Here is a 12,942-nt window from a genome sequence, read left to right on the forward strand (position 1 = left end):
TCCACAATTATTTTAGTTAGTCATGTACTGACCTAAATCCACACAGCTATTTCAGTATTCTAGTTAGCCGAGTATTGACCTAGACCACCACAGCAATGTCAGATAATCTGGTCTAATAGCACATCCATTTCTTCTTATTTGATAAAATGCACCAACAACCAACGCTATTAAAATCAGCGTTTTAGAGTTTAACTTTCCGTTTGTGTAATCATATATCCCATTATTTACTGCTTGCGATATATTCTTGATTTCCTTTTCGATTGATGATTCCTTGTCTCCATTTATTATTTTGTCAAGCTCAAGCAACTTTATCACAGCACCTTCTAGTGTTTGAATGTCCAGATTTTTCTCATCATATTCAAATAAAGCACTTCCTGTCAACGTATTAATCTCACACTTTTTTATCAAAGGAATCTGCTTAATCTGTGTAATAAAATTATTGGCTAGATTATGATTTGATTTCAATACCGGAATGTAAAATCTCACTCTTCCATCTATAGCACTCCTGACTTCTATTACATTTTTAAATGATGGAATACTTAAACTATTAATTCTCTTTTTTAAGGAGTTTACATTTTTTATATCCTTTGAATTCGTAAGTACCGAACTCGCTAATAAAAGCCCCCAAAATATAAATCTTCTTCTCGCTAACAAAATATCTCCTCCCTTCACCTTCGTTTATTATTCGATTGAATATAAACCGTATCATTAAATAATATTATACCACTTTTATTATCAATTGCAATATATATTTTTGATTTTTATATGAATTTTCAATGTTTTTAAATTCTCATTTGAATAATTATTTATTGATATTGATTTTCATATTGCATATCGTTAAAGAATGACTATTTTTCAATAAATCCTGGATATTTAAATATCACCTCGCAGTTTAAATATCAATCTACTGTTCTTCAATATACCCTTTAAATAGCTATCTATAGTTCTTCGATATACCTTTTAAATAGCTATCTATAGTTCTTCAAGCCCCCTTAAAATTTCTATTTCCTCTTTATATCCATCGAAATCATTTGGTGTCTCTAAAATCATTGGAAGAGTCTTTAAATACGGATGGTTTACTATTTTTTTAAACGTTTCGATTCCCAAATATCCGTCGCCTATTTTTTCGTGTCTATCCTTGTGTGCTCCAAGAGGATTTTTACTGTCGTTTAAATGTAGGGCTTTCAATTTGTCAATACCTATAATCCTATCAAACTCAGATAACACAAAGTCCAAATCATTTGTGATATCATATCCACCATCACTCACATGACAAGTATCCAAACAAACACCTATTTTATCCTTGAGCTTCACCTTGTCGATAATTTGCTTCAGCTCTTCAAACGACCTTCCGACTTCTGTTCCTTTGCCTGCCATCGTTTCAAGCAAAATCGTAGTAGTCATAGCTTCAAAAATCACCTCATTTAAAAGCTCGGCAATCAGTTCTATGCCTTTTTCTGCGCCCTGCTTCACATGACTTCCTGGATGAAAATTGTAATAATTATTCGGTATCAATTCCATCCTCTCAATATCTTCTTTCATAGCCATCCTTGCAAATTCCCTAGTCTTTTCATCAGAACTCGCCAAATTCATCGTATATGGAGCGTGTGCAACCAGTTTTTCAAATTTATTTTCCTTTAAATATTCATTGAATCTCTCTATATCGTCTAAATCAAGCTTTCTAGCACTTCCACCTCTGGGATTTCTAGTAAAAAATGCAAAAGTATTTGCATTCATTTTTGTTGCCTCTTTCGCCATATTCAGATATCCCTTCGATATGGAAAGATGTGAACCTATTTTTATCATACTTATACCTCACCTTTATTCCTTTTTATTTTTCAGTTTACTAATCTCTAGTTTATCACATATTTGTTATTATTAGTTTAATATCTATATATGAAATACCCAAATAATATTTATCCAAATTAACTTTTTGATGTTAGTTTTAAAAAAACTCGCCAAAGCATTTTATTTTTCAGTAATATTTTTTCAGTTATATTTCTAAAATAAATTATCTTGATATTTTGTTTATTTATGATTATTGACATATACAATGGGTATGAATATAACATAAGGCTTAATTTAATTGTATCAAATTAATAATATATATAAGTAATTCGGAGGTAAAAAATGGAAAAGAGATCAGTAACAACATTCGCAGGTAATCCTGTAACATTGGTAGGCAAGGAAGTAAAGGTTGGAGATAAAGCTCCTGACTTCGTATGTTTAAAAAGTGATTTATCACCTTTCACTTTGGAAGATGTAAAAGGCAAAATCAAATTGATAAGTGTTGTTCCATCTGTTGATACAGGTGTTTGTGAACTTCAGACAATCAGATTTAACAAAGAAGCTTCTGCTTTAGATGATGTAGCAATAATAACAATAAGTTGCGACCTACCTTTCGCTCAAGCAAGATTCTGCGGAGATAAGGGAATAGAAAATGCAGTAGTAGTATCTGACTACAAGGACACTTCATTTGGTTTAAACTATGGATTCTTAATCGACGAGTTTAGATTATTAAACAGAGGTATCGTTGTTATAGATAAAGATGACACAGTTAAATATGTAGAATATGTGTCAGAGGTAACTAATCATCCAGACTATGACAAAGCATTAGAAGCTGTAAAATCATTATAATAATGTATTTTAATATGGTTAAGCATATCTATATATTTTAATATACTTAAGCATATCCATATAATTTATCAAAAAAGCTCGCTACTTAATAGTAGCATAAAAAAGAACTCGAGTATCCTTATCAACGAAATGAATATCACGAGTTCTTTTTTAGTATTTTTATTGTATTATTTTAGTAGTTTTTTTATATATCATTTTAGCTAAATCTCGTTTTATTTTATCATTGTTAGCTATATCTTGATTGCTGTCTTTTAAAAAGCAATATTGCTATCGACATAATTGATATACCAATTACTGTAAAAATCAAGCTTCCTATACCGCCGGTACCTGGATACTCCTGATTTGTGAAGTTGATCATTTGGATTGACAGCCTGTTGTCCTTTGAAGTAACTTTAACCTCTTCACCATCAACACCGTCTGACAGTGTAATCTTTCCATTTGAAAGCGTAAATTCAAATGGCTTGATTTTATTGTATGCATTTGGAGCTTCCAGCTCTTCCACTTTGTATACACCATCATCTAGTGAAAATACAGCATCTCCCGCATTTGAAGTTTTCCACGTCAATGCATTTTCATTTTCAAGCACCACGCCCTCATAGTTTGCTTGATGCCAATCCAAATCACTAAATTGTGGCATTTTGGTGCTGTCTTTTGAAGAAAGCTTTAGCTTTACACCCAAAAGAGTTTTATCTGTCAATTTGCTCAGCTTCTGAATGCTTATATTTGTCTTTACTTTTTCATTTTTTATCTTGATGTACATCCTATTTGTATTGACAGTCTCATTCGTATCAACGACAACTTTTTCATTATTATTCAATACTTTAAATCGTGTAACTGCCTTATTGAGAGTTCCATCATGAGATTGCTTGTCTTCATACAGCTCTAGTAAAGTCGGTTTGGACAATTTTACATATCCATTTGGCGCCTCTGTTTCAACCAATGCGTATTTGCCCAGCGTTTTTGCATTAAAAGGATCTATCACAGTTGATGTACCATCGGTAATTGATATCTCATGTATAAGATTTGCCTCGTTTATCTTAGTCGCAATATTACCTTCAGTTGTGTCTTCATCCACCTTATAGAGCTTAAACTTCGCTGTTCCAGTTATCTTATTTCCCGACATATCGAGCTTTTCCAATACCAACTTTGGATTTTGAATATTACCAATAAATGCTATATTCTCTTCTGAAGTGAGATTTTTTTGCATTTTTGCAGTTATAGTCTTGCCGATATTTTCATAAATCTTTGCATTTATTTCCTTTACAGAAAACCACTTACTTAGAACTGGCTCTTTATTTACAAATCTTATATATCTTGCGTAAAGAGTCATATTTTTTTCACTTACATCGCCTTGATTCGTGCTTGCTTCTGAATATGATTTATATGTTTTCCATTTGACGTTATCTACTGAATATTCCATATCAAAGCTCGATATTCTATCGTTGTGGTTATTTTCCTGCCCTTGCATAAAAGTAACTTCGTGAATTAGCTTTGGAGCACCCAAATCAATTCCAATATAAGTACCAACTCTAATATTGTTGTTTCCATAATCGCCACTTCCTGGTCCACCCAAAGTATTTCCCGGATCTGTTTGATGCCAAATTGCTGATGTATTGACATTTCCGTCAATCGCATAGCCATCACTTGAATCTCCGATATTTTGACTTAGAAGACTATCCTTGATAAGTGTCCTCTGAGATTCTACATATGTATGGTTTGCATTTGAAGCCGGTAATTTGAATATATGAACATTTCCATCATCATCTGCAATAACCTTATAAATCAATCTATCTGCAACATAACCAGAAGGTGGCTGTGTTTCTTCAAGAATGTATTCGCCCTTTGTAAGACCTGTAAAAACAAAATTTTCATTTGCTTTTTGTTTTATTATCTGTGGTTCAAAGGTATTATCATTTATCTTTGATAATTTAAACTCCATTTCAGATGTTATATGACGACCAGTTGATTCTATCCCCTTTATTCTTTTTGAAATCGCAAAACCAACTGTATCATTGACAACTGTGTACAACAAGTTTTCTGAATCTACAATAGACATCGGCACTGAATTTTTTGTCACAAGATTTCCATCAGAGTCGGTTATCACAACATTATTTTTCGATTTTACATCTACATTAAATGTTTTGTCGGTTTTTATGTAACCGGAGCCTGCACTAACTTCCTCTAGCTTATATTTATGACCTTCAAGCAAACTTGGGAAGACAACATATCCATACTCGTCTATTCCATGTTCAAAAACATTGTTTATATCTTTATCCGTCATTCTGAATACAAAAGTTTTCTTTAGTAGAGGACGAACGTGAGTAGGGTTATATCCAAGATTTGTAATATGATAAGAATCTTGCTGCTGTAGTACGTGTTCAGCTCTAACAAATTGCTTTGTAGCACCATCCCATTTATAGAATACACGTTCTCCATTTTCTTTTTTTACCATCAATATATTACCGTATCTAGTTATAACAGAAAAATTATCCTTATCGATCATCTCAATCTTTGTCAATGGATTACCATCGGCATCAGTTACTGATGTATCATTTCCATTATCTATTATTCTTAGAGTAAATGAATCCTCCAAAAGTAATGGTCTTGTAGGCTTGAAGATTTTACCGCTCTGGCTTCTCCACTCGTCCTTACCGCTTACCTTTGTATATATTTCACCTTTTTCATCTTTATATGTAACTTCACTTCCATTTACTATTTGTGTATATTTGTTTAGGAGATTATCCTCAAATATCAAATTTCCGTCCTTGTCTTTTACCTGAGAAACTGCTCTTCCATATTGATTTACATATGCTTTTTTTGATTCATCATAAGTGAATGTATTTCCATATGTATCAATATACTGCATTTTTCCGTCTTTTAATTCATAAACCGGCTTTACAACGTTATTGTTTGGATCTGCCTTTCTTATCTTGAAAAATCCAATTGAATCCTTTGGAGTTATTGTATCTGCAAGACCATAACCAAAACCAGATGTCGGTATATAATAATCGTCATGAGTACGCTGCTTTGTACCAGTATAACTCCACATTCCTATCTTATAGGCATCCTTACCTTCAAATTTCGACGGATCCTTTTTTCTAGCCCTAAGAACTCCAAAATAAGTCTGGTGTTGATGCCAATTAAAGTTTGCATACCAAGATCCGTCATTCTGCTTTGCAAAGGCTAACCCTTGAACAGTTTGACCAGTATCGAAATATGCCATAGGCGGAACTATGGAGTTTGGAGATAACCTTGAATAGTCAACAGATCCGTTGCTATCAAACCCCTTATATAATTTAATCTCTTCAATATCAAGAGTATTATCTATAGGATATATGTTTACATTTCTACCCGCAGTTGAGTCTGTTGCTCCTTTATTGGCTTGATAAATAAAATGATAATATATGTACTCTCTATCTTCATAATGAGGATACAAATGCTCTTTACCAAATGAAGTTACATTACCTCCTCCCCAGTATTTAAACAATTCTGTTTCATAATTTACGAACATACCCGATTTATCAGGATTCCCATTGGCATCATTCAACTCGACAGGATTCGCATTCATATATTTTGATACATACGTTATATCTCTACCGATAAATGCTCTATGGTTGTTCATCAACTCGGCACCTGCCTGAACTCTCATCAACAAATTATTCGGTCTAAACCCTGTAAAGAAGTAGTATTTTGATAGCTGATATTCCAAATCTTCGACATCCCAAGGCCATTGTTTTTTCCCTTTTCTGACATGTCTACCGTTACCATCGGTGATTGCTTCAAATCGTGAATTTAGTGAGGAATTTGCATTGAAAGGGTCGTTCATAGTCTCACCTATTATTGCATCTCCCTCGATAACCCCCTTGTCATTTGCATATTTCTGAACGACAAACGTCAACTCTCCTTTTTTTGTATAATAGACATTTAATAGTGGTACACCATATGGATTTTGAGCGTCACCTCTCGTTTTTACTACAAAAAATATATTGTCATGTCTATTATTGTACCTATTCGGCTGACTATCCAATGATGCATATGGAACTTCTTCATTATCACCATACATAGGCATCTTATTAATCATCAGCTGTTCGCCATAGTTTAGAGTAAAATAGTCGCCCTCTTTTGCTTCTTTTGGAAGCTTAAACTTAATATCCATCCCTGCACCGTACTCATTATAACCAAATTGACCCGTGCTATACTCGTAGTAACCAAAGGTATCAATATTTGCATAGGTAATACCATAGACATTATCTATGTTTGTTACATTTACACCCTCTGCAAGAGTTTTTTCAGATTCAAATCTGTACCCAGAAATAAATGTGATAAGTGTCGCAAATAGACAAGCGATACATAAAAAACTATTCTTCCGGCGATTTCTTCTCATAATTTCCCTATCATTTCTGAAATTTTTTTTACCGCTTTTCATAACTTTTTAAACCTCAATTCTAAATTTACAAATCAAAAAACACTTTTTTATATAATAAATATAATTTCAAATTTTAATAAAATTAAAACTAACAAAATAATAGACCATTAAATTAATTGATATCTATATAATTAATATTGCAATTAGTGCAGTATGTGTGCATAAAATATTTATTATTTTTTAAATGTAAATTTATTTAATTTCTATTTATTACATTATACATCATTTATTTTTCTTCAACAATACCTATAGCGAAATATTAACCTCTTATATCCATTAAATTAACACTTAATATTTTGTGAATATTTTCAATTTATTGTATAATATATATAAACATTGTTGTTATCAAGGTTAAATTATCTTAAATAAATATTATCTTTATCGTAAAAAAAGGAGAGTGAAAATTATTGAATGTAATAAGATCAAAGTTAAAAGAAACTACATTTTCTATTTTACCCATTACAATTATCGTCATTATTCTAAACTTCACACTTACACCCATCGGTGGCACATCATTGATAAAATTCGTAATAGGGTCTTTTCTAATGATTGTTGGATTGGCAATTTTTTTATTGGGTATTGATATTGGAATCACACCAGTAGGAAGCATTATGGGTCAGGGTATTGCAAAATCAAATAAAATTTGGATAGTTGCAATATCGGGAATGGTTTTGGGATTTATCATTTCCATTGCAGAGCCTGATCTACACATTCTAGCAAACCAAGTTTCTAATGTTACAGACGGCGTAATTTCAAAGAATGCCATATTGATATGCGTTTCCATCGGAATCGCCGTACTTATTTCAATAGGGTTGCTAAGAATAGTTTATAATACACCGCTTTATAGAGTTTTGACGGTGCTTTACGGAGTTATTTTCATGCTATCAATTTTTTCTTCAAGGGAGTTTTTAGCAATTTCGTTTGATGCATCTGGAGCGACTACAGGTGCACTAACAGTTCCATTTATGCTTGCACTGTCTGTCGGTATTTCAAAAATAAAGAGAGATAGTAAGGCATCAGAGAAGGATAGCTTCGGCTTGGTAGCAATTGCCTCAACCGGTGCTATAATGTCTGTATTGATTATGGGATTGATAAGAGGTATAAATAATATTTCAGGAGAAATCTCAATTTCATCACAGAATAGCACGCAAGGAATAATAGCACCTTTTTTGCATGGCATCCCACATACGACGATGGAGGTATTAATAGCTCTATCACCTATATTGATTATTTTCCTAATTTTTGATAGACTATACTTCAAGCTATCGAAGCAGGTATTATACAGAATACTTTTCGGAATACTATTTTCTCTAATTGGCTTGGTATTATTCTTAGTTGGTGTAAATTCTGGGTTCATGAAGGTAGGAGAAATCGTTGGATATAAATTAACTCTATTAGATAATAATTTCTATCCAATTGCAATTGGATTTGTACTTGGTACAGTGACAATACTCGCCGAACCTGCAGTCCATGTTCTTACTCATCAAATCGAGGATGTAACTAGTGGATATGTAGATAGAAAGCTCGTCTTGATCACACTATCAATTGGTGTTGCAATCGCTGTATCATTGTCAATACTTAGAATATTAGTTCCCAAAATACAATTGTGGCACTATCTACTTCCAGGCTATGCAATTGCAATAATACTGACATATATTTCGCCAAAGCTGTTCGTGGGTATTGCATTTGACTCTGGCGGCGTCGCTTCTGGACCTATGGCAGCAACATTTGTACTAGCGTTTGCTCAAGGAATTGCACAAGGTACAGAGGGTGCAAATGTTGTAATTGATGGATTTGGAATTATATCCATGATTGCCATGACTCCATTGATTGCTCTACAAATATTGGGTATAGTATTCAAACGTAAATCTTCGCAGGAGGTAAAAGATGATTAGCATAAAAAATGAAATTGAATTGGTCTGTGTTATTGTAAACTACGGGTTGAGTAAAAAAATCGAGAAATTAGCCAGACAAAATGGTTCGAAATATACTTCCTGTGTAATTGCAAAAGGTACATCGAACACAGGAATAATGAATTTGATGGGTCTATCTGACACTAGAAAAGAAATTGTTTATTTGATTATGGAAAGCGAAAAAGTCGACTCTTTTTTAAATGAGTTGGATTCCAAATACAAATTTTATAAAGCAAATCATGGAATAGCATTTGCAATATCTGTAAGTGGTCTTATTGGATGTCATTACAATTATTGCGATGATAGAAGCTTGGAGGAAAAAAATATGAACGACTTAATTACAGTTATAGTAGATAAAGGAAAAGCTGAAGATGTTGTATCAGCAGCTTCAAAAGGTGGAGCAAAGGGCGGAACGATTATAAATGCACGAGGCTCGGCATCAGATTCTCCTTGTCAAAAAATATTTGCAGTCGAAATAGAGCCTGAAAAGGAAATTGTAATTATAATTTCTGAATCAGATAAGACTGACAGTATTGTAGAATCAATCAATAAAGAAATGGATCTAGGAAAACCAAATAGCGGAGTCCTATTCGTTCAACCAGTTAAGAGAACATTGGGAATACAGAAATAAGAAAAAGGGCTGATTAATATATGTCAATTCTACTGGCTTGCCCAGCAAGGATTACACATATTTTAATCAGCCTTTTACATATTATTTATTAATTATTTTCTACTATCGGCAAAATTATCATAGCCCGCCTCAATAAATATATTTTTTGCATTTTGAACGTCCTGTTCATTTGCGGGTCTAATATCAGATAAAGAATACTCTTCATCAAACTCTTTCCACTTATATTTCCCCATTTCATGGTATGGCAAAAACTCAAACCTCTCCACGTTATCAAGCTGTTTTAAGAATTCTGCCATATCCCTCAAATCAGACTTGTCATCAGTAATAGTCGGAACCAACACGTGTCTAATCCACACAGGAATATTTTTTTCATTGAGATGCAAAGCCAATTTTAAAGCAGCTTCGGAACTATACCCCGTCAACCATTTGGATTTTTCTGGAGATATGTGCTTAACATCGAGCAAAACCAAATCCGTATATTCCAAAATCATATCGATTTTTTTTATATCGACCAGACCACTCGTATCCAAACAAGTGTGTATGTTATTTTGCTTTGCAAGCTTGAACACATCTCTCACAAATTCAGCCTGTATGGTCGGCTCTCCACCAGAAATTGTAATGCCACCACCAGATGCAGAGTAATAAGCTTTATATCTTAAAACATCTTTTATTACCTCTTCTGGAGAAATCATCTTGCCAGCTCCTATTTCCCACGTATCTCTATTGTGACAATATCTACATCTTAAAATACAGCCCTGCAAAAACAACACATATCTAATTCCCGGTCCATCTACAGTTCCAAAAGTTTCTATTGAGTGTATATTTCCTAGTTTCATATCATTATCCTAAGCCATTCTTTGATGGAATGTTCTATTTATTACATCTAACTGTTGTTCTCTAGTTAGCTTTATAAAGTTTACAGCGTATCCAGAAACTCTTATAGTCAACTGTGGATACTCCTCTGGTCTTTCCATTGCATCAAGCAATGTATCTCTATCAAGAACATTTACATTTAGATGCTGAGCTCCTTGAGTGAAATATCCATCCATCATTGCAGACAGGTTTGAAACTCTCTCTGACTCATTCTTACCCAACGCATTTGGTATTACAGAGAAAGTATTTGAAATACCATCCTGAGATTCGCTATATGGTAGCTTTGCAACTGATGACAATGACGCCAATGCACCATTAGAATCTCTACCATGCATTGGATTTGCACCTGGTGCAAATGGTTCTCCGGCTTTTCTACCGTCTGGAGTATTTCCTGTTTTCTTTCCATATACAACATTTGAAGTAATTGTCAAAACAGATTGTGTATGAAGCGCATCTCTATAAGTTTTATGCTTTCTAATTTTGTTCATAAAACCTCTAACTAAATCGACAGCTATTGAGTCAACTCTATCATCATTATTTCCATACATTGGGAATTCTCCCTCAGTTTCAAAATCGACAATGACTCCATTTTCATTTCTAATCGGCTTAACTTTTGCATACTTGATTGCAGAAAGCGAATCCGCACAAACTGACAATCCAGCGATACCACAAGCCATAGTTCTAAGTATTTCCATATCGTGAAGAGCCATTTCCAACGATTCATATGAATACTTGTCATGCATATAGTGAATTACGTTCAATGTATTGACATAAAGACCTGCAAGCCATTCTGAATACTGCTCAAATCTCTCTCTAACAGTTTCATAATCGAGAATCTCATCCTTTAACGGCTCTGCCACTGGTCCAACCTGTACACCAGACTTTTCATCTATACCACCGTTTAGAGCATATAAAAGTGTTTTCGCCAAATTCACTCTTGCTCCGAAGAATTGCATTTGTTTTCCTATTCTCATTGCTGATACACAACAAGCAATACCATAGTCATCACCTGTATAGTTCTGCATCAGATCATCATTTTCATATTGAACTGAGCTAGTATCTATAGAAACTTTAGAGCAGAAATCTTTAAAGCCCTTTGGAAGCTTTGTAGACCATAGTACTGTTAAATTTGGTTCCGGAGATGGTCCAATATTATACAACGTATTTAATATTCTGAATGAATTTTTCGTTACATAAGTTCTGCCATCGCCATTCATTCCGCCAATTGACTCTGTTACCCAAGTCGGATCTCCAGAGAATAATTCATTGTAGTCTGGTGTTCTCAAAAACTTAACCAGCCTAAGCTTCATAACAAAGTGATCCATTATCTCCTGAGCTTCCTCTTCTGTAATCACTCCATTTTTCAAATCTCTTTCAAAATATATGTCCAAGAATGATGATGTTCTACCCAATGACATCGCAGCGCCATTTTGATCCTTTATTGCTCCAAGATAGGCAAAATACAACCACTGCACAGCCTCTTGTGCATTTTCAGCCGGTTTTGAAATATCAAAACCGTATGACTGAGCCATATTCTTTAGCTTCTTTAGTGCAACAATTTGTTCGGATATCTCCTCCCTCAATCTCATCACATCTTCAGTCATCGGTCTATTTGCTAATGATAGTTTTTCTTCTGCCTTTTTTTCAATCAGAAAATCAACTCCATATAGGGCTACTCTTCTATAGTCACCGATTATTCTTCCTCTACCGTATGCATCTGGAAGTCCAGTTATTATACCTGCTTTTCTAGCAGCCTTCATTTCATCTGTATATACATCAAACACTCCTTGATTATGAGTTTTTCTGTATTTTGTGAATATCTCTTTTATCTTTGGGTTTAATTCGTAACCATAGGCTTCACAAGAATTTTCTACCATCCTTATTCCACCAAACGGCATTACTGCTCTTTTTAACGGAGCATCCGTCTGTAGACCTACAATTTTTTCAAGCTCTTTATCAATATATCCAGGATTATATGAGTCAATTCCCGAAATGGTATCGACATCAACATCCAACATTCCGCCATTATCCCTTTCCTTTTTGAAAAGGAAAGAAATTTGATCCCAAAGTTTTTTTGTATTCTCAGAAGGACCCTTTAAGAAACTATCATCACCCTCATATGGAGTATAGTTTAAGTTTATAAAATCATGAACATCAACATTTTCTGTCCAATTGCCTTTTTTGAAATCATTCCATGCCATCATATGAATTACACCTCCATTTAATTATAAGTCAAAACAAATTCGACTTTTATTAGGTATAAATACTTGAACATTCAATAAAAAATACCAAACAAAAAAGTTTATTATTTTTTATAAATAAATTTCAAATATTTCCTTTATTTGCAACAAATACAAGAATAATTGATAATGATTTTTATTAATCTAAAAACACGAACATTTTTATATATTTATGTTTTTTGAATTATTCTTGTTTTTTTATGTTACGATTTGATTAATTAT

The 12,942-nt window shown here is 33.4% G+C and carries 8 protein-coding genes; 3 read left to right on the forward strand and 5 right to left on the reverse strand.

All coding sequences use genetic code 11. The features are described 5' to 3' along the window. Positions 1–63: 63 nt before the first annotated feature. Together FYJ71_RS05140 and FYJ71_RS05145 are read right to left on the reverse strand one after the other, a co-directional pair. Positions 64–654 carry an HMA2 domain-containing protein gene (locus tag FYJ71_RS05140; RefSeq protein WP_154537751.1) on the reverse strand — a complete coding sequence of 197 codons (591 nt, stop codon included), beginning with the start codon at positions 652–654 and terminating at the stop codon, positions 64–66. Between the two features lie 318 nt (positions 655–972). Further along, positions 973–1,806 (reverse strand): deoxyribonuclease IV, encoded by an 834-nt coding sequence (locus tag FYJ71_RS05145; protein WP_154537752.1) that lies wholly within the window; start codon positions 1,804–1,806, stop codon positions 973–975. Between the two features lie 324 nt (positions 1,807–2,130). Here FYJ71_RS05145 and tpx point away from each other — a divergent pair, with 324 nt between their 5' ends. Continuing rightward, on the forward strand, positions 2,131–2,637 hold the full coding sequence (gene tpx / locus FYJ71_RS05150; protein ID WP_154537753.1) for a thiol peroxidase: 507 nt from the start codon (positions 2,131–2,133) through the stop codon (positions 2,635–2,637). 226 nt (positions 2,638–2,863) lie between these two features. Here the strand turns inward: tpx and FYJ71_RS05155 are convergent, their stop codons facing one another. Next, positions 2,864–7,063: a SpaA isopeptide-forming pilin-related protein gene (locus FYJ71_RS05155; protein ID WP_154537754.1), complete on the reverse strand. Its 4,200-nt coding sequence runs from the start codon at positions 7,061–7,063 to the stop codon at positions 2,864–2,866. A gap of 407 nt (positions 7,064–7,470) precedes the next feature. On the opposite strand from FYJ71_RS05155, the gene FYJ71_RS05160 reads away from it, so the two are divergent. Continuing rightward, the gene (locus FYJ71_RS05160; protein WP_154537755.1) at positions 7,471–8,958 is read left to right on the forward strand and encodes a DUF1538 domain-containing protein; all 1,488 of its coding nucleotides are present in this window, start codon (positions 7,471–7,473) and stop codon (positions 8,956–8,958) included. Then, on the forward strand, positions 8,951–9,607 hold the full coding sequence (locus FYJ71_RS05165) for a P-II family nitrogen regulator (protein WP_154537756.1): 657 nt from the start codon (positions 8,951–8,953) through the stop codon (positions 9,605–9,607). The genes FYJ71_RS05160 and FYJ71_RS05165 overlap by 8 nt, the downstream gene beginning before the upstream one ends. Positions 9,608–9,699: 92 nt before the next feature. Here FYJ71_RS05165 and pflA read toward each other — a convergent pair whose 3' ends face one another. Continuing rightward, positions 9,700–10,443 carry a pyruvate formate-lyase-activating protein gene (pflA, locus tag FYJ71_RS05170; RefSeq protein ID WP_154537757.1) on the reverse strand — a complete coding sequence of 248 codons (744 nt, stop codon included), beginning with the start codon at positions 10,441–10,443 and terminating at the stop codon, positions 9,700–9,702. Between the two features lie 9 nt (positions 10,444–10,452). Further along, positions 10,453–12,684, reverse strand: a complete 2,232-nt coding sequence (gene pflB, locus FYJ71_RS05175) for a formate C-acetyltransferase (RefSeq protein ID WP_154537758.1) — start codon at positions 12,682–12,684, stop codon at positions 10,453–10,455. Between the last annotated feature and the right edge of the window lie 258 nt (positions 12,685–12,942).

Origin of the sequence: Peptostreptococcus porci, from assembly GCF_009695815.1 — a bacterium.
Taxonomy (GTDB): Bacteria; Bacillota; Clostridia; order Peptostreptococcales; family Peptostreptococcaceae; genus Peptostreptococcus; species Peptostreptococcus porci.

What these genes read in the sequence shown, in the direction of transcription:
- FYJ71_RS05145 (WP_154537752.1), bottom strand. Translation starts at nt 1,806, where the DNA reads ATGATAAAAATAGGTTCACATCTTTCCATATCGAAGGGATATCTGAAT.
- tpx (WP_154537753.1), top strand. Translation starts at nt 2,131, where the DNA reads ATGGAAAAGAGATCAGTAACAACATTCGCAGGTAATCCTGTAACATTG.
- FYJ71_RS05155 (WP_154537754.1), bottom strand. Translation starts at nt 7,063, where the DNA reads ATGAAAAGCGGTAAAAAAAATTTCAGAAATGATAGGGAAATTATGAGA.
- FYJ71_RS05165 (WP_154537756.1), top strand. Translation starts at nt 8,951, where the DNA reads ATGATTAGCATAAAAAATGAAATTGAATTGGTCTGTGTTATTGTAAAC.
- pflA (WP_154537757.1), bottom strand. Translation starts at nt 10,443, where the DNA reads ATGAAACTAGGAAATATACACTCAATAGAAACTTTTGGAACTGTAGAT.
- pflB (WP_154537758.1), bottom strand. Translation starts at nt 12,684, where the DNA reads ATGATGGCATGGAATGATTTCAAAAAAGGCAATTGGACAGAAAATGTT.